15 protein-coding genes are annotated in these 18130 nt (G+C 69.3%); 5 read left to right on the forward strand and 10 right to left on the reverse strand.

The features are described from left to right. Nucleotides 1-72: 72 nt before the first annotated feature. From CURTO8I2_RS04820 to pgaD, 5 genes are all read left to right on the forward strand, one after another. Nucleotides 73-1293, forward strand: coding sequence for an MFS transporter (locus CURTO8I2_RS04820; RefSeq protein ID WP_159679138.1), 1221 nt, complete (start codon nucleotides 73-75; stop codon nucleotides 1291-1293). Nucleotides 1294-1739: 446 nt separating this feature from the next. Further along, complete coding sequence (gene pgaA / locus CURTO8I2_RS04825) at nucleotides 1740-3695, forward strand: poly-beta-1,6 N-acetyl-D-glucosamine export porin PgaA (RefSeq protein ID WP_159679140.1); 1956 nt, start codon at nucleotides 1740-1742, stop codon at nucleotides 3693-3695. Then, nucleotides 3692-5584, forward strand: a complete 1893-nt coding sequence (pgaB, locus tag CURTO8I2_RS04830) for a poly-beta-1,6-N-acetyl-D-glucosamine N-deacetylase PgaB (protein WP_159679142.1) — start codon at nucleotides 3692-3694, stop codon at nucleotides 5582-5584. The genes pgaA and pgaB overlap by 4 nt, the downstream gene beginning before the upstream one ends. Before the next feature lie 3 nt (nucleotides 5585-5587). Then, nucleotides 5588-6847, forward strand: a complete 1260-nt coding sequence (gene pgaC, locus CURTO8I2_RS04835; protein WP_159679144.1) for a poly-beta-1,6-N-acetyl-D-glucosamine synthase — start codon at nucleotides 5588-5590, stop codon at nucleotides 6845-6847. Beyond that, nucleotides 6844-7284: a poly-beta-1,6-N-acetyl-D-glucosamine biosynthesis protein PgaD gene (pgaD, locus tag CURTO8I2_RS04840; protein WP_159679146.1), complete on the forward strand. Its 441-nt coding sequence runs from the start codon at nucleotides 6844-6846 to the stop codon at nucleotides 7282-7284. The genes pgaC and pgaD overlap by 4 nt, the downstream gene beginning before the upstream one ends. A 1-nt stretch (nucleotide 7285) precedes the next feature. On the opposite strand, the gene CURTO8I2_RS04845 is transcribed toward pgaD, so the two are convergent. The 10 genes from CURTO8I2_RS04845 to CURTO8I2_RS04890 form a co-directional block, all read right to left on the reverse strand. Then, nucleotides 7286-8560: a glutamate-5-semialdehyde dehydrogenase gene (locus tag CURTO8I2_RS04845; protein ID WP_159679148.1), complete on the reverse strand. Its 1275-nt coding sequence runs from the start codon at nucleotides 8558-8560 to the stop codon at nucleotides 7286-7288. Between the two features lie 164 nt (nucleotides 8561-8724). Continuing rightward, nucleotides 8725-9873, reverse strand: a complete 1149-nt coding sequence (gene proB / locus CURTO8I2_RS04850) for a glutamate 5-kinase (RefSeq protein WP_159679150.1) — start codon at nucleotides 9871-9873, stop codon at nucleotides 8725-8727. Nucleotides 9874-9886: 13 nt separating this feature from the next. Beyond that, nucleotides 9887-10144 (reverse strand): YciI family protein, encoded by a 258-nt coding sequence (locus CURTO8I2_RS04855; RefSeq protein WP_159679152.1) that lies wholly within the window; start codon nucleotides 10142-10144, stop codon nucleotides 9887-9889. A 29-nt stretch (nucleotides 10145-10173) separates the two neighbouring features. Further along, complete coding sequence (gene argH / locus CURTO8I2_RS04860) at nucleotides 10174-11469, reverse strand: argininosuccinate lyase (RefSeq protein ID WP_159679154.1); 1296 nt, start codon at nucleotides 11467-11469, stop codon at nucleotides 10174-10176. 88 nt (nucleotides 11470-11557) lie between these two features. After that, nucleotides 11558-12508, reverse strand: coding sequence for an N-acetyl-gamma-glutamyl-phosphate reductase (gene argC / locus CURTO8I2_RS04865; protein WP_159679156.1), 951 nt, complete (start codon nucleotides 12506-12508; stop codon nucleotides 11558-11560). A gap of 10 nt (nucleotides 12509-12518) precedes the next feature. Then, nucleotides 12519-13844: an acetylglutamate kinase gene (locus CURTO8I2_RS04870; protein ID WP_159679158.1), complete on the reverse strand. Its 1326-nt coding sequence runs from the start codon at nucleotides 13842-13844 to the stop codon at nucleotides 12519-12521. A gap of 58 nt (nucleotides 13845-13902) precedes the next feature. Further along, nucleotides 13903-15003, reverse strand: a complete 1101-nt coding sequence (locus CURTO8I2_RS04875) for an acetylornithine deacetylase (protein WP_159679160.1) — start codon at nucleotides 15001-15003, stop codon at nucleotides 13903-13905. 73 nt (nucleotides 15004-15076) lie between these two features. Beyond that, on the reverse strand, nucleotides 15077-16282 hold the full coding sequence (locus tag CURTO8I2_RS04880) for an argininosuccinate synthase (protein WP_159679162.1): 1206 nt from the start codon (nucleotides 16280-16282) through the stop codon (nucleotides 15077-15079). Nucleotides 16283-16332: 50 nt separating this feature from the next. Further along, a complete protein-coding gene (locus CURTO8I2_RS04885; protein WP_159679164.1) occupies nucleotides 16333-17343 on the reverse strand; it encodes an N-acetylornithine carbamoyltransferase in 1011 nt (336 codons plus the stop codon). Nucleotides 17344-17634: 291 nt separating this feature from the next. Then, entirely contained in the window at nucleotides 17635-18126 is a 492-nt protein-coding gene (locus CURTO8I2_RS04890) for a hypothetical protein (protein ID WP_159679166.1), read from the reverse strand. Between the last annotated feature and the right edge of the window lie 4 nt (nucleotides 18127-18130).

Here is an 18130-nt window from a genome sequence, read left to right on the forward strand (position 1 = left end):
ACCGGCCCTCGCGCCGGTTTTTTCGTTTCCGGCCGTGCCCGTTTCGCGGCGATGGATGGTCCCCCCGCCGCCATGACTTCGCGTGCCACCGCGCATTCCGCATCCCGCCTGTTGCCCGCGCTCGTGCTGGCCGGCATCGCCCTGTCTGCGTTCAACCTGCGCACCGCGGTGACCTCGCTCACGCCGCTGCTGGACGTGCTCGGCGACGTCTTCGGATTCGGCTCCACGACCGCCGGCCTACTCGGCATGCTGCCGACCGCGGCCTTCGCGGTGTTCGGCGTCGCCACGCCGGCGCTGACCCGACGCATCGGCCTGGAGCGCACCGCGCTGCTGGCGATGTCGCTGGCCGGCGGCGGTCTGGTGCTGCGCTCGCTGGCGGAGGGCGTCGGCGCACTGGGGCTGGGCGCGGGCATCGCACTGGCCGGCATGGGCATCGGCAACGTGGTGCTGCCGCCGCTGGTCAAGCGCTGGTTTCCCGGCCGCGTCGGCGCGATCAGCACGCTCTACATCACGGTGCTGCAGCTCGGCACGATGCTGCCGGCGCTGCTCGCGGTGCCGGTCGCCGATGCCACGAACTGGCGCATCGCGCTCGGTATCTGGTCGCTGACCGCATTCGCGGCCGCCGCGCCCTGGTTGTGGCTGCTGCTGCGCCACCGCGAAGCGCTCGCGCCGCCTGCGCCCGGCATCGAGGCACACGCCCGGGCCGCGCCCGCCGGTCGCGTGTGGCGATCGCCGATCGCCTGGGGCATGACCCTGATGTTCGGCATGACCTCGCTGATCACCTATTCGATGTTCACCTGGCTGCCGCTGTTGCTCACCGAGGCCGGCGCCTCGCCCGCGTTTGGCGGCACGATGGTCGCGCTGTTCTCCACGCTCGGTCTGGTCGGCGCGCTCGGCATGCCCTCGATCGCCGTGCGCATGCGCAACCCCTTCGTCATCGTGCTGCTGTGCGCGGCCTGCCATCTGACCGCGTATGCAGGCCTGCTGTTCGCGCCCATGGCCGCGCCGGTGCTGTGGGTGATCCTGCTGGGCCTCGGCCCGAGCACCTTCCCGCTCGCCCTGACCCTGATCAATCTGCGCACACGAACGCCCACGGGTTCCGCAGCCCTGTCGGGCTTCATGCAGGGCACGGGTTACGCGCTCAGCTGCGCCGGTCCGCTGCTGTTCGGGGTGCTGCATGCGGCGACGGGCGGCTGGCACTGGCCGTTCGCCCTGTTGCTGCTCGCCGTCGCCGTGCTGGTGGTCGGAGGCTGGCTGGCCTGCAAACCGCGCTGGCTCGAAGACACCTGGTGACCAGCTGCGCGGCGCGCGCACGCCGCCGGATTGCCCCGCCACACCTCGAAATGCGCCTGCCTCAGAACTGAATGCGGGCGACCGAACTGGGCACCCGGTCACGCTTCGAGGCCGTACAGGCCCCGTTAGGAATTGCCCCAACGGCCTGATCGACAACGGAAAACTTCCGGCAAATTCAGCCTGAATTGTATTTTCCGCGCGTATCTGCGTCGAAAAATTGGCCTCGAAAACACCGGGACACACGCGATCGCGACTTCCGGATGTCCAGCATCCCGGCTCCCGCTGCGCCCTGCGCAGCCCGATGCCACTTGTGAGATGCCGTGCCTGCCTGTCCTCGCCCTACCGTTCGACGCCGCTGCGCCCCCACCCGCCTGCCCCGACTCCTGACGCTCGCCTGCCTCGCCGGCGCCGTGGGCGTGCCCGCGTGGGCGGCTGATGACCCCGCGGTGCGCGCATTGGCCGCGCAGCTGCGCGCACAGGACCGGCCGACGGACGCCCTGCTGGTCGTGGAGCGTCGCCTCGCCGTCGCGCCCGACGACGATGACGCCTTCCGGTTGCGGGCGCTGATCCTCGCCGACCTGGGCAGCGCACGCCTGGCCGCCACATCGATGCGCCAGCGTCCGCACCTGTTCGCCGACCACGAGCGCGAACGCATCGAAGGCGATGCGGTGGCGCGCGCGATCGGCTGGGGCCGGGTCGAGCCGGAGACGCCGGACGCCCGGCTCGTCGAATCGCGTGCCGCGCTCGCCGAACTCGAAGCGCTGCAGCGCGATGCGCCACGCCGGACCAACTGGGAGGCCACGCGTCTGCGCGTCGACGCGCTCTCGGCACTCAACCATCTGCAGCGGCACGAGGCCGTGGTGGACGGCTATCAGGCGTTGCGCGATGCGGGCATCGAAGTGCCCGCCTACATCCTCGGCACGATCGGCGATTCGCTGCTCGCATTGCGCCGCCCGGCCGATGCCATTCCGGTGCTGGAAACCGCGATCGCCCACGCGCCGCACGACATCAACGCCCGCATCCTGCTGGGCTACGCCTTCATCGAAACCGAGCGCTTCGACCGCGCCCTGCCGCTGTTCGAAACATTGGCCGCATCGCAGGACGCCTGGCCACGCCATGCCGGCGCGCGCAGTGGCTACGAGAACTGGGACCGCTACAGCGCCGACCTCGATCACGCGATGGCGCACTCCTACGCCAACGACCACGCACGTGCGGAACGGATGCTGCAGTCGCAGGCCGGCATCGGCCCGAACAATCCGGGCCTGCAGGCCGCCTTTGGCTCGGTGCAGTCGCGCAGGTCACGCCCGTCGGCCGCTCTGGAACGCTACGAGATGGCGCTCACCATGGCGCCGCAGGACCGCGACGCCCTCGCCGGCCGCGTCGGTGCGCTGACCGCGCTCGACCGCGTCGACGAAGCGCGCGACGCACTGACCGCCTTGCAGCAGGCGCACCCGGAAGATCCGCGGCTGGACCGCGTCGAACGGGACCTCGACCGCCACCGCGGCGTGCAGGCCACGCTGTCGGCCAACCGCGGCCGCAGCCGGCAGCGCGATGGCGCCGGCACGTCGATCTCGCCGTTCGGCAGCCGGGATGGCGGCTGGGCGCTCGAAGTCCGTTCGCCGCTGATCGATGACCGCTGGCGCGTGGGCGCGTTCGCACACGAGGACCATGCCGATTTCATCGACGGCCGCGTGCGCCATCGCGCGGCGGGCGTCGGCACCTGGTATCGCCACGACAGGCTGGGCGCATGGGCGACGCTCGGCGCGGCCGGCGGTGCATCGAGCGGTGCGACCTGGACGCTCGGCGCCGACTGGCGCTTCAACGATGCCTGGCGCACGGGCGTGGAACTCGCCCGCAACGCGCAGGACACCTCGCTGCAGGCGCGCCGCCTCGGCATCGATGCCGACAGCGCGACGCTCACCGCGTCCTACGTGCCCAGCGACACCTTCGCGCTGCAGGGCCGTCTGTCGCGGCTGCGCTACGACGACGGCAACACGCGCGATCAGCTCGGCGTCGACGCCGCGCAGCGCGTGCTCACGCGGCCGCACCTGATGGTCGACGGCCTGCTGTCGGCCTATGCGAGCCGCGGCTCGCGCGGCGATACGGTCGGCTATTTCAATCCCGAGCGCGATGCGTCGGCGAACGTCGGCCTGCGCCTGGACCACATCACCTGGCGGCACTACGACACCGCCTTCCAGCAGCGCGTCGAAGTGCTGGCCGGCCCGTACTGGCAGCGCGACGCGGGCACGCACTGGGTGCCGTCGCTGGGCTATCGCCATCTGTGGCGACGCGACGGCCACGAACTGGAATACGGCGTGGCCTGGTCGCGTCCGGTCTACGACGGTCTGCGCGAGCAACGCGTGGCCTTCGATGTCGAACTGCGCTGGGGAGGTGCCCGATGATTGCGTCCACACGCACCTGGATCGCCGCCGCGCTGCTCGCGCTGCTGTCCGTGCTGTCGCCCGCACACGCCTCGCTGCTGGTGCTCAGCTATCACGATGTGCGCGACGACGTGGCGCCGAAGGGCGACCCCGATCCCTACGCGGTGTCGACGACCAACTTCGCCCAGCACCTCGACTGGCTGCGTGCGCACGGCTACCAGGCCGTCAGCGTGCAGCAGGTCATCGACGCGCGCGCCGGCCGCGGCACGCTGCCGGACAAGGCGGTGCTGCTGACCTTCGACGACGGCCTGCGCAGCGTCTATACCCACGTATTCCCGCTGCTGCGTGCCTACGACTGGCCCGCACTGGTGGCGCCGGTGACGAGTTGGGTCGAACTGCCGGCGGATCAGGTGGTGCCGTATGGCCCGCGCGATTTCACCGCCGCTGATTTCCTGACCTGGGCGCAGCTGCGCGAGATGCACGACAGCGGCCTGATCGAGATCGGCTCGCACAGCCACGACCTGCATCGCGGTCTGCCCGGCAACCCGTTCGGCAACCAGACGCCGGCCGCGGTCACCCGCATCTGGAGCGAGGGCAGCGGCTACGAGAGTGAAGCTGCGTGGCGCGCGCGGATCGAAGCCGACCTGCAGGCCAGCCGCGCGCTGATCGAACGTAACATCGGCCAGGCGCCACGCGTGATCGTGTGGCCCTACGCCGCCTACAACGATGTCGCCAACGGCATCGCCACCGCGCTCGGCATGGATCTGTCGTTCGACCTCGAAGGCCGCGCGCAGGCAACCGATCTCGGCCTGCAGGGCGAGAACCGCCCCGACCAGGCTTCGCTGGCGAGCCTTGCGCGGCTGCTGATGCATCGCAATCCCGACGTGCGCGATCTCGCCGGCGAACTGCGCCGCGATCTGTCACTCGACGGCATGCGCGCGATCCAGGTGGATCTCGACTACGTCTACGAAGCGGACCCGGCACAGCTGGCGCGCAATGTCGACATGCTGGTGCAGCGCATCCAGGACATCGGCCCGAGCCACGTCTGGCTGCAGGCGTTCGCCGATCCCGACGGCGACGGCGCCGCCGAGGCGGTGTATTTCCCGAGCCGGCACATGCCGGTACGCGCCGATCTGTTCAACCGCGTCGCCTGGCAGCTGCGCACGCGTGCGCAGGTGCGGGTCTATGCGTGGATGCCGGTGCTCGGTTTCAAGCTGGCCGACCCGGCGCTGCAACGCGAGCTGCAGATCGTCGCGACCGGCGCAAACGAGATCCCACGCCTGGACCCCGGCGATCCGCGCACGCTCGCCATCGTTTCGGACATCTATGCCGAACTCGCCGCGAACAGTCACTTCGACGGCCTGCTGTTCCACGACGACGCCTATCTGCGCGACGACGAGCTTCCCGACTACGGCGGCGGCGTGGCGGCCGCGCGCACGCAGGGACTGATCGACTTCACGATGGCGCTCAAGACGGCGGCCCAGCGCTGGCGGCCCAAGCTCACGACCGCGCGCAACCTGTTCGCGCGACCGGTGCTCGAGCCCGCCTCGGAAGCCTGGTTCGCCCAGCGCCTCGAGCCCTTCCTCGCCGCCTACGACATCACTGCGCTGATGGCGATGCCGCAGCTTGAGAACGCGGACGATCCGCAGGCCTGGCTGCGTACGCTCGCCGAGACCGTACGTGCGACGCCCCAGGGCGTCGAGCGCACGCTGTTCGAACTGCAGACCGTCGACTGGCGCGTGCCCGCACCGTTGCCGGGCGATGCGCTGCGTGCGCAGTCGCGCATGCTGCAGGCGGCCGGCATCCGTCACCTGGGCTACTACCCGGACGACTTCATCGGCAACCAGCCGACGCTCGAGGACGCGCGCAACGCGATGTCCGCGCGCGCCTTTCCCTATCTGGAGCGCTGAGCGATGGACTGGTCTTCGATCGCGTGGACGCGCTGGTTGTTCAACTTCGCGTTCTTCTATCCCATCGTCATGGCGTTCTTCTGGATGACGGGCGGCGTCTATTACTACCTGCGCCGCGAGCGCAAGGCGCCCCGGCCCGACGCGCCGCCACCGATGGCGCAGACGCCGTTCGTCTCGGTGCTGGTGCCCTGCTTCAACGAGGAGGACCACATCGTCTCCACGATCACCGCGCTGTCGGCGCAGGCGTATCCCGACTTCGAGATCATCGCCATCGACGACGGCAGCAGCGACCGCACGCGTGAACTGCTCGATGCGCTGGTCGCCGACCATCCGCGGCTGCGCGTGGTGCACCTGGCGCAGAACCAGGGCAAGGCGAACGCCCTGCGCATGGGCACGCTGGCGGCCGCATCGGACTACCTGGTCTGCGTGGACTCCGATGCAACGCTCGATCCGCACGCGGTGCGCTGGATGGTCGGCCACCTGATCGACGGGCCGCGCGTCGGCGCCGTGACCGGCAATCCGCGCATCCGCAATCGCACCACCCTGATGGGGCGCATGCAGATCGGCGAGTTCTCCGCGATCATCGGCCTGATCAAGCGCGCGCAGCGCACCTACGGCCGTCTGTTCACGATCTCGGGCGTGATCTGCGCGTTCCGCCGCACGGCCCTGCACGATGTCAGCTACTGGTCGGACCGGATGGTCACCGAGGACATCGACATCTCCTGGCGGCTGCAGATGGCCGGCTGGGACATCCGCTACGAACCCAATGCGCTGTGCTGGATCCTGATGCCCGAAACCCTGCGTGGCCTGTGGTCGCAGCGCCTGCGCTGGGCCTGCGGCGGCGTCGAGGTGCTGCTCAGTCACGGTCGCGACGTGCTGGCGTGGAAGAAGCGCCGCATGTGGGGCGTCCTGCTCGAATACCTGCTGAGCCTGGCCTGGGCCTACGTGATGCTGACGATCATCGTGCTGTGGCTGGTCGGCCTGTTCGCGCCGCTGCCGCCCGCCTGGCAGGTCGACACGCTGCTGCCGCGCTGGCACGGCGTGGTGCTGGCGTTCGTCTGCATGCTGCAGTTCGGCACCAGCCTGATGATCGAACGCCGCTACGAAACCGGGATGGCCCGGCATTTCTACTGGGTGATCTGGTATCCGATCGCTTTCTGGATGCTCGGCATGTTCACCGCCGTCGTCGCCTTTCCACGCACGCTGCTGCGCCGGCGGCGCCGCGCCGTGTGGACCAGTCCCGACCGGGGAGCCCGCGCATGACACCGCCCATCATCGACCACATGCCCGCGCGCGGACCGCGCAAGCGCTTCGCGTCGGGCGCACTCACCGCTGCGGCCTGGACGGTCTACGCCTGGCTCTGGGTCCCGCTGATCACCGCCGTCGCCTGGTTCGTCGGCGTGCGCACCGCCTACCTGCGGCTGTACCTCAACGACAACGAGATCGACGCGTTCGTGCTGCTGTCGCTGCCGGTGATCGCGGCGATCTGCGGCGTGCTGCTGATCGGCTGGGCGGAATACAACCGCGTGCGGTTCGCGAAGGCGGACCGGCGCAAGCGTCGCGTGGCGATCGACGAGGACGCGGTGCGCGTCGCGCTCGGCGCGAGCGCGACGCTGGCGGCGAAGTTGCGCGACGGACGCATCGTGCAGCTGTCGATGGACGACGACGCCCGCCCGGTCGCAGCGCAGACCGGCAGCTGATTCAGGACGCGGCCGCGTTCTCCGCGTGCCGTACCTGTCCCGCCCCCTCGACGACGAAGCGCTCGACGGTCAGCGCCTCCAGTCCCATCGGACCGTAGGCGTGCAGCCGCGTGGTCGAGATGCCGATTTCCGCGCCCAGCCCCAGCTCGCCGCCGTCGCTGAAGCGCGACGAGGCGTTGACCATGACCACGGCGGACCGGAGCGACGCGACGAAGCGACGCGCATGGGAGTCGTCGCGCGTGGCGATGACTTCGGTATGGTCGGAGCCGAAACGCCTGATGTGCGCGAGTGCGGCATCGAGTGAATCGACGACGCGCGCGGCGATGACCAGATCGAGGAACTCGGCCGCGTCGTCGTCGTCGCCGATCGGTACCACGCCGTCCGCCTGCGCGGCGATACGGGCGTCTCCGCGCACCTCGACACCGCGCGCCTGCAGCGCGGCGACCGCGCGGGGCACGAAGGCATCGGCGATGTCCGCGTGCACCAGCAGGGTCTCCAGCGCATTGCACGCGCTGGGCCGGCCGGTCTTGCCGTCGAGCAGCAGGCGCAGCGCGAGATCGGGATCGGCGCTGGCATCGACGAACAGATGGCAGACGCCCTTGTAGTGCTTGATCACCGGCACGCGTGCGTGCTCGGCGACGAAGCGGATCAGGCCCTCGCCGCCGCGCGGAATCGCGAGATCGACGATGTCGGTGAGCTGCAGCAGTTCGAGCATCGTCTCCCGGCGCAGATCGGTGACCAGGGTCAATGCGTCGGCGCCGATGCCGTGCGCTTCGAGCGCGCCGCGCAAGGCATCGGCGATCGCGGTGTTGGACTCGATCGCCTCGCTGCCGCCGCGCAGGATGACCCCGTTGCCCGCCTTCATGCACAGCGCCGCGGCATCGGCGGTCACGTTCGGCCGCGCCTCGTAGATCATCGCGATCACGCCCAGCGGAACGCGCACCTTGCGCACGCGGATGCCGTTCGGACGCACGTCGTCGCGGGTGATCTGGCCGACCGGATCGGGCAGCTCGGCGACTGCGCGCACGGCGGCCGACACCCCCGCGAGCCGGGCCGCGTCGAGCCGCAGCCGGTCGAGGAGCGCACCGGTCGTGCCGCGCGTCTCGGCGGCTTCGATGTCGCGCGCGTTCGCGGCGAGGATCGCGCCGGCCTGCGCGTCGAGCGCGTCGGCCATCGTGCGCAGCAGCGCACTGCGCGCATCGGTGTCGCGCATCGCCAGTTGCGCGGCGGCATCGCGACAGGCCAGTGCGGCGGTACGGATCTCGCTCATGGGCATGGCTGCGGTTTGGGGGCACACCAACTTAGCGTGATGCGGAGACGGGCGCGATGCTTGCGGTGGCAACTGCCTGCAGCTACGCGCTCGGCTCACGCCGCTCGCAGCGGATCGCCGGGTTCCGGCCGTCCCCGGAAGGGCGCCGATTCCCCGCGGGAAACGTCTCCTTACACCAGCACCAGATCGTCCCGATGCACGATCGTCTCGCCGTAGCTGTAGCCGAGCGTCGCCTCGATGTCGCGCGAATGCCGCCGCGCCAGCCGGCGGATGTCATCGGCCGAGTACTGGGTCACGCCGCGTGCGATCGGTGTGCGCGCGTCGTTCTCGCGCAGCACCACGGTGACCAGATCGCCCCGCCGGAACTGGCCTTCGGCAGCGAGCACGCCACCGGGCAGCAGCGATGCGCCCTTCTCCACCATCGCGTTCGCCGCGCCGCCGTCGACGAGAATCGCGCCGGCTTCTGCCGGCGCGTTCTGCAACCAGTGCTTGCGCGCCGCCATGCGGGTGCGCAGCGGATGGATACGGGTGCCGCGCAGGCGATCGTGCGCGAGGCCGTCGAGCACGTCGGCGCGCCGGCCGTTGAACAGCACCGTCGCGACGCCGGCCGATGCGGCGCGCTGCGCGGCTTCGAGCTTGGTGCGCATGCCGCCGGTGCCGACGCTGCTGCCGGCGCCACCGGCGACGGCCAGCAATGACGCGCTCATCTTCGCGACGACCGGCATCGGCCGCGCGTGCGGCTCGATCCGCGGGTCGGCATCGAAGAGTCCATCGATGTCGGTGGCGATGAACAGCGCGTCCGCATCGACCAGCGCCGCGACGATCGCCGCGAGGTTGTCGTTGTCGCCGAGCTTGAGTTCGTCGACCGAGACCGTGTCGTTCTCGTTGACCACCGGCAGCGCGCCATGGCGCAGCAGCGCGGTCAGCGTGGCCCGTGCATTGAGATAGCGGCGGCGGTTGCGCAGGTCGTCGTGGGTCAGCAGCACCTGTGCGACCGGACGTTCGAAGAAGCCCTGCCAGAAGCCGGTCAGGCGCGCCTGGCCCAATGCGGCGAGTGCCTGGCGCTCGGCCATCGGCGCGCCGGGTGCGAGGTTCGCGTGCAGGATCGCGCGTCCCGCGGCGACCGCGCCCGACGACACCACGACGACCTCGCGCCCCGCGGCGTGGCTCGCACGCACGAAACCGGCGAGCGCCGCCGCGTACCGGTCCGACAGGCCACCGCCGTCGGCCGCTAGCAGGCTGCTGCCGACCTTGAGCACCGCGCGCCGCCAAGGCGGCAGCGGCTGCTCGGGAAACGCGTCGGCGTCGGGCACGTGCATCGTCAGGCGGTGCTCAGCGGGTATGCCACTCGTTGACGACGAGCGTGCTCGCATTCTGCAACGACAGCGGGTCGGCCGCGACGATCGCCCGCGCTTCGTCCAGTGTCTCGATGCCGCTCAACAGGTACGCGCCACCGGTGCCGTCGGCGAAACCGCCGGTCATGTCCAGCAGGCCGCGCGCGCGCAGATCGTCGAGGAAGGCCTGATGCGGTGCGACGACGGAGGCATCGAAGTCCGGGCGGCGCATGGCGATGACGAGAAAGCGTTTCATGTCGGCGGCTCCGTGTGGAAGACCGGACCTCAGGCCAGCGCGTCACAGCGGGCGCGCAGCGTGTCCAGACGCAGGTCGGCGGCGCCGCCCGGCGAGGTGCGCGCGGCGAGGCTGCCTTCCGGCGTGCGGCCCTGCCCGGCCGTGTCGGCGCTGGCCGCGGCGGCCTGGTAGGCCTCGCGGAACGGCACGCCGGCGATCGCCGCTTCGACCGCGACGTCGGTCGCGTACATGCCCGAATCGACCGCGGCGCGCAGGCGGTCTTCGCGCCATTCGAGATTCGCCAGCAGCGCCGGCAGCAGTTCCAGCGCGGCGAGTCCGCGACCGAAGCCGTGGAAGATCGCGCCCTTGGAACTCTGCAGGTCGCGGTGGTAACCCGACGGCAACGACAGCAGCTGCTCGATCTCGGTGCGCGCCGCGGCCACGCTGGCGTGCGTGGCGCGCATCAGCTCGACGACGTCGGGATTGCGCTTGTTCGGCATGATCGAGCTGCCGGTCGTGTACTGGGCCGGCAATGCGACGAAGCCGTACTCGGCGCTGGTGAACTGCGACAGGTCCCAGGCCAGACGACGCAGATCCAGCGTCGCGCTGCCCAGCGCCTCGAGCGCGGCCAGTTCGAACTTGCCGCGCGAGAGCTGCGCATAGACCGGCGAGACCTGCAGCCGCGCGAAGCCGAGCGCGGCGGTCGTGTGGTCGCGGTCGAGCGCGAGGTTCACGCCATAACCGGCCGCGGTGCCGAGCGGATTGCAGTCGATCAGCGCGAGCGTGTCCTGCGCGCGCACCGCGTCGTCGATGAAGGCCTCGGCCCAGCCCGACCACCACATGCCGCCCGAGGACAGCACGGCGCGCTGGATGTGCGTGTAGCCGGGAATCGGCAGATCGCGCTCGGCTTCGGCGCGATCGAGCGCGACCTGCGCGATCTCGCGCGACAGGGCGGCCAGACGCGCGAGCTTCTCCTTCAGCCACAGGCGCGTGGCGACCAGCACCTGGTCGTTGCGGCTGCGGCCGGTGTGGATGCGCCTCCCGGCATCGCCGAGCCGTTCGGTCAACCGGTCCTCGATCGCCGAGTGGCCGTCCTCGAAGCGTTCGTCGAGCACGAAGGCGCCGCTGCGGAAATCGTCGGCCAGCGTGGCGAGCTCGCGCTTCAGCCCGTCGAGCTCGTCGCCGGAGAGGATGCCGACACGCTGCAGGCCCTCGGCATGCGCGGCGCTCGCCGCGATGTCGTGCAGGAAGAATTCGCGGTCGAGGATCACGTCGTCACCGGCGAGGAACGCCTGGATCTGCGTGTCGACGGCGACGCCGGGCTTCTGCCAGAGAAGGTTGCTCATGTCGGTGTCCTTGCGATATCGGTCGGAGCGCGCTCGCGCGCGATGGAGCTGTCCCAGTGGAGCGCATTCGCGCGCGCCACGTTGAAGATCAATGGGGAATCGACGTCAACTCGTCGAAGCTCAGCGCACGATTGAGGTTCTGCATCGCCTGCGTCGCCGCGCCCTTGAGCAGGTTGTCGAGCGTCGCCACGACGACGACGCGGCCATTGCCCGGCGCCATCGTGAACGCACCGACCTGCGCGCCGTGACGGCCGGCGATGCGGCTGACCCACGGCGCATCGTCGACGACCTCGACCAGCGGCGCGTCGGCATAGCGCGCCTCGAACAGCGCCTTGACCGCGTCACGCGACATCGGCACCGAGAGCCACAGGTTCACCGTCATCGTGATGCCGCGGAAGTGCGGCGCGACGTGCGGCATGAACTCGACCGGCAGCGACAGCTGCTTCGACACCTCGCGCTCATGGACGTGGTTGGTCAGCGCATACGGCATGAGGTTGTCGGCCAGCAGCGCGGTGTCGTTCTTGTCCGACGGCGTGGTGCCCGCGCCCGAGTAGCCCGACACGCCGAAGCACTGCGGCGGCCCGGCGAGGTGTTCGACCAGCGGTGCGATCGCCAGCTGCATCGCGGTCGCATAGCAACCGGGATTGCTGATCCGGCGCTGGCCTGCGTACCGCGTACGGGTGAGTTCCGGCAGGCCGTAGTACCAGCCGGCGTCGAAGCGGTAATCGGCCGACAGGTCGACGATCACGGTGTCCGGCGTCGCGCCATCGATCGCGGCGACGAACGGCGCGGCCTTGCCGTTGGGCAGCGCGAGGATCACCGCATCGGCGCCCTTCGCGGCGACCGCGCCGGCATCGAGGCTTTCGAAGCGCAGTTCGCCGGCGAAGCCGTCGGTGTGGTCGGCGACGCGCTGGCCGTCGAGCTCGCGCGAGGACACGAACGCGAGTGCGAGGCCCGGATGCGCGGCGACGAGGCGGATCAGTTCCTGGCCGGTATGGCCGCGCGCGCCGACGATGCCGATGGTCTTGCGTTGGGTCATGGCGAACGTCTCAGCCGATCAGGGTGGGTGCGCGCGTGGCGCAATGCGCGACGCAGCGCTGGATCTGCTCGAAGCCGTCGAGCCCGTACCAGAACACCTTCCACTTCTCCTGCTTGATGCAGCCGTCGGACTCGGCGTAATAGAAGATGTTGACCTGGTTGTGGTGGCGCGAGCGCCAGAACAGCTGCGGCGTCTCGTCACGCATCACGTTCCATACCGCGCGGCCGAGGCCTTCGCCCTGCGCATCGTCGAGCACGGCGAACTTGTCCAGATACACCGTGCCCTCGCCTTCGGTCAGGATCACCGCGGCGCGATAGTTCTCGCTGACGTAGGCGCGCAGCAGCGGCGTGCGTTCGAAGTAGTCCGGCGCAAGTTCGCGGCCGAAGCTCGATTCGATCAGCGATTTCAGCCGTTCGAGATCCAGTTCCGACCAGTCGGTCACACGCAGCACCTGCTCACCGCGACGCACCAGCGTGCCCGAGCCCTTGTGGGTGAACAGCTCCTTGGCGAGGTCGGCCGGACGCGTGATCGATACCGACGAGGCCATCGGCAGACCTTCGAGCAGCGCCTTGATCTGTTCGATCTTGACCTTCATGCCGCCGTGGATCCACGGCTGCTCGATCAGGTGGTCGTACTCGGTCGACAGGTTGATCGAATCGATGACCTTGCCGTCGGCATCGAGCAGACCGCCGGTGCCGGTGAGGAAGATGATCTTGTAGGGCTGCAGTTCGCGCACCAGTTCGTTGGCGGCGAAATCGGCATTGATATTGAGAATCTGGCCCGACGCGGTTTCGCCCAGGCTCGTGATCACCGGGATCGAGCCGGCCTGAAGGCTGGCTTCGATCGGCGCGAGATTCACGGCGCTCACTTCACCGACCAGGCCATAGGTGGCCTGGTCGAGATACGTCGCTTCGAACACACCGCCGGTGATCGAGGTCGCACGCGCGCCGTTACGTTGCAGGGCTTCGACCAGGCGCAGGTTCGCGGCCTGGAACACGCGGCGCACGATGGCCAGCGCCTCGGGCGTGGTGACGCGCAGGCCGCCGACGGTCTGCTTCTCGATACCCGCCGCGGCGAGTTCGGCGTCCAGCTGCGGGCCGGCGCCGTGCAGCACGATCGGCGTCAGGCCGACTTCCTGCAGGAACGACAGCGAGGACGTCAGATCGTCGAGTTCGTCGCGCAGCACCGCGCCGCCGACCTTGACCACGGCGAAACGCTTGGCATCGAGCTGCGAGAAGCGCTTGAGGTACTGGCTGATTTCCTTCGCGCTGGCCATGCTCGAGAGCAGGCGCACGATGGTCTGACGGGTCTGGACGTGGGTCGCGGGAATGTTCACGGGCTGCAATCGGTTGGGCGTGGGATGACGCGTGGAAAGCGGAAGGTGCGGGTGATGCTCAGCGATCGCCGTTGATGATCCGGTGCACCGAATCGGCGTAGCGCTGCAGTTGTTCGAGCATCACGAACTCGTCGCCGGTGTGCGCCTGGGCGATGTCGCCCGGGCCGTAGACCAGCGCGGTGTAACCGCCGGCGGAGAACAGCGAGGCCTCGGTCCAGAAATCGACGGCATTGCCGATCGGCAGATCGAAGGCGTCGGCGATGTCGCGCGCGGCGAGCCGGCAGTCCTCCGCACGTTCGATATCACCCGATGGCAGGCTCGGACCGCGGAAGGTTTCCTCGAAATGCGTCGCTTCGGGCTGCGCAAATTCGGAGAAGGTCTGCAGCAGGTCGTCGATATCCATCGAGGGCAATGGCCGGAAACCGAAACGCAGTTCGGCGGCCGGCGCGATCATATTGGCCTTGATGCCGCCCTCGACCCGGCCGATGTTGAAGCGCAGACCGGTCAGACCGCCGAAGCGCGCATGCGACAGCGACTCGACATGATCGAGCGCGCGTCCGCCCCAGCGCATCGCCTGGTGCAGCGCACTGGCCGCCGGATCCTGCTTGCCGGACGCATGCCCGGCGGTGCCGGCGAAGCGCATCAGCACCGAACTGATGCCGCGATGCGCGAGCACCGCTTCGCACCGGGTCGGCTCGGCGACCAGCACGGCCTCGAACGACAGACCGCGCGCGAGGAACGCCGCGATGCAGCGCGGATCGTTGGCTTCCTCGTCCGAGGACAACAGGAATGCCGCATCGCCGTCGCCGGCATTGGCGGCCGCGATCAGCGCCGCCGCCGCGCCCTTGATGTCGCAGACGCCAAGGCCGACCACGCGATCGTCGAGCCGCCGCATCACATGCGGATCGGCGCTCCAGTCGGGCGAATCCGGCACCGTGTCCAGGTGCACGTTGAACAGCACCGTCGGCGCGCCACGCACCGCGAAGAGGCTCACCGCGCCGGCACCGTGGTCGATCACCTCGACATCGAAGCCCGGCAGCTGGCCGCGGATGTAGTCGAAGATCCCGCCCTCGGCCTGGATCGCACGCGGCGGATTGCGGGTGTCGAAGGCCACCAGCTGTTCGAGGTGGTCGAGGGTTCGGGCGAGCAGATCGGTCATCGGATTCACGTCAGGAGAAGAAAACCAGGGACGCGCGCCGCGGCGCAGGCCTCGGCCGGCGCCGCGAACGGGCTCAGCGATTGACCTGCGCGTACAGCGTCGAGCTCATGCCGAACAGCTTGATGAAGCCCTCGGCCTCCTCGACGCCCCAGTCCGCCGACTGCGCGTAGGTCGCACCCTTCGCGTTGAGGATGTGCGGCGAAGTCACCGCCACCGCGTCGACGCGGCCACCGCGGGTTTCCAGCACCACTTCACCGGTCACCTTGGCCTGCGAGGATGCGAGGAAGGCTTCGATGTCGGCCTTGAGCGGGTCGTGGAAGAAGCCTTCGTAGACCAGCTCGGTCCACTTGCGTGCGACTTCCGGCTTGAAGCGGTTCTGCTGCTTGGTCAGCACGGTGTCTTCGAGCGCGCGGTGCGCGGCGAGCAGCGAGATCAGGCCCGGCGCCTCGTACACGATGCGACCCTTGAGGCCGATCACGGTGTCGCCGGTGTAGACGCCGCGACCCACACCGTAGGGTGCGAACAGGGCGTTGAGCTTAGCCAGGATCTGCGCGCCCGGCAGGGTTTCGCCATCGAGCGCGACCGCCGTGCCCTGCTCGAACCGGACCTTGACCTGCAGCGGCGCTTCCGGCCATTCGGCGCGCGGCGCGCACCAGCCGCGGGCACCCTCGCCCGGCGCTTCCCAGCGGTCGATCTCGCCGCCGGACATCGTCAGGCCCAGCAGGTTCTCGTTGATCGTGTAGGCCTGCTGCTTGGCGCGCACGCCGAAGCCGCGCGCTTCGAGATACGCCTGCTCGTAGGCACGCGTCTGCGTGTGTTCCTTCTGGATCTCGCGGATCGGCGCCACGATGCGGAACTCGCCCTGCGCCTTCACCGCGAGATCGAACCGCACCTGGTCGTTGCCCATGCCGGTGCAGCCGTGCGCGATCGCGTTGGTGCCCAGTTCGGCGGCGCGCGCCAGCGCGGCGTCGACGATCAGATAGCGGTCCGACACCAGCAGCGGGTACTGGCCCTGGTAGGCCTCACCGGCCCAGACGAAGGGCTTGACGAAACCGTCCCAGATCGCGGGTCCACCATCGACGGTGACGTGGCTGGCGACGCCGAGTTCAGCCGCACGCTGCTCGATGAAGGCGCGCTCTTCGGCATCGACGCCGCCGGTGTCGGCGAACACGGTGTGCACGGTCCAGCCCTGCTCCTTGAGATAGGGCACGCAGAAGCTGGTGTCGAGGCCGCCGGAGAAGGCGAGGACGATGTCGCGGGAAGTGTGGGCGCTGGTCATGGAGATGTCCGTGGGGATGCGGAAAAGAATTCGGATAGGTGCGGTGCGCGTCAGCGCATCAGGGTCGCCATGACCGCCTTCTGCACGTGCAGGCGGTTCTCGGCTTCGTCGATGGCGATGCAGTTGGGCGAATCCATCACCGCGTCGGTCGCCTTGACGTTGCGGCGCAGCGGCAGGCAGTGCGAGAACACGCCGTTGCTGGTCAGCGCCATCTTCCGCTCGTCGACGATGAAGTGCTGGTACTGGTCGCGGATGGGCTTCTCCGGCGCCCAGTTGCCGAAGAACGGCAGTGCGCCCCAGCTCTTGGCGTAGACCACGTCGGCGCCGGCGTAGGCGCTGTCGATGTCGTGGCTGACGGCGAGCGAACCGCCGCTCTCGGCGACGTTCTGCGCCGCCCAGTCCATGTAGCGCTGGTCGAGCACATAGTCCGGCGTCGGGCACAGCAGGGTCACGTCCATCCCCAGGCGCGTGGCGATGGTCAGCGCGGAATTGGCCACCGCGGTGTTCAGCGGCTTCGGATGATAGGTCCAGGTCAGCACGTACTTCTTGCCGCGCAGATCCGGGGTACCGAAGTGCTCCTGCAGCGCCAGCGCGTGGGCCAGCTCCTGGCAGGGATGGGTGATGGTCTCCATGTTGATGACCGGCACCGGCGAGTACTGGGCGAACGCCTTGAGCACCCGGTCTTCGCGGTCGACCGACCAGTCGACGAACTTCGGGAACGCGCGCACGCCGATCATGTCGACGTAGCGGCCGAGCACGCGCGCGACCTCGGCCACGTGTTCCTCGGTGTCGCCGTCCATCACCGTGCCCAGATCGAATTCGATCGGCCATGCATCCTTGCCCGGCTGCAGCACGATGGCGTGGCCGCCGAGCTGGAACGCGCCGAGTTCGAAGCTGGTGCGCGTGCGCATCGATGGATTGAAGAACACCAGCGCGATCGACCTGCCCTTGAGCGCATCGCCGAGCTTTTCACGCTTGAAGCGCGCGGCATCGACCAGCAGGGCGTCGAGGTCGGGACGGGACCAGTCCTGCGTGTTGAGGAAGTGTCGGATCGCGGTCATCGGTAGAGGTCTCGTGGAGGCGATGGAGGAAGAATGGGCCGGAACCGGTAAGTGCGTGTACCGGAAACGAAAAAACCCGGCATCGGCCGGGTTTTCTGCAGAACAGCACGCAAGCGCGAACGGCGTTCCGACTAGCCCGGGAAAATGTGGGCTTCCGGTCGGCGGGCACGCGAGGTCATCCCCGACGCCATGCGGGCGGAGGTGAGGATGTCGGCGTCGGCGCGCAGGGCATTCATGAGGCGCGCATCCTCGCACGCGGCGCGTTGCGCTGCAACACTGCCGGCCGCCAGCTCATCGCTCGCCCGGCGGTGGCACGACCGGCGTCACCGACACGCGCACGCGCAGCCGGTTGCCGGGATCGTAGGGCAGCCGCGACCGGTACTTGACGCCCTTGTGGACGTAATCCACGTCGTAGGCGATCGGACGGCGGAACTCGCGCTCGATCGGCACCATGCGGCAGTCGCCGCCGGCGGAGCGATCGGTCTCCACCACGCGGGTGTCGTCGGAGCGCAACACATCCTTGACCGCGCCGACCATGCGCGCGAAGCCACGTCGCTCCTCGGAGGCGACCGGCGTCGTGGCTTCGCAACGCTCCACCATGCTCGTCGCGCGCAGGGTCTGGTAGACCGGCTCGGCCCGCAGCACCTGCGCATATTCGAGGCGTGCGTTGTCGGCGGCCGGCGGCGGGTTCTGCGCCAACACCGGACACGCGCACGCGAACAACACCGCCAGGACAGGCAAGGCGACGTTCGCACGAGGGTGGCTTCGGAGCGCGGTGGACACCGGT

Source organism: Luteimonas sp. 9C (assembly GCF_902506295.1).
Classification (GTDB): domain Bacteria; phylum Pseudomonadota; class Gammaproteobacteria; order Xanthomonadales; family Xanthomonadaceae; genus Luteimonas.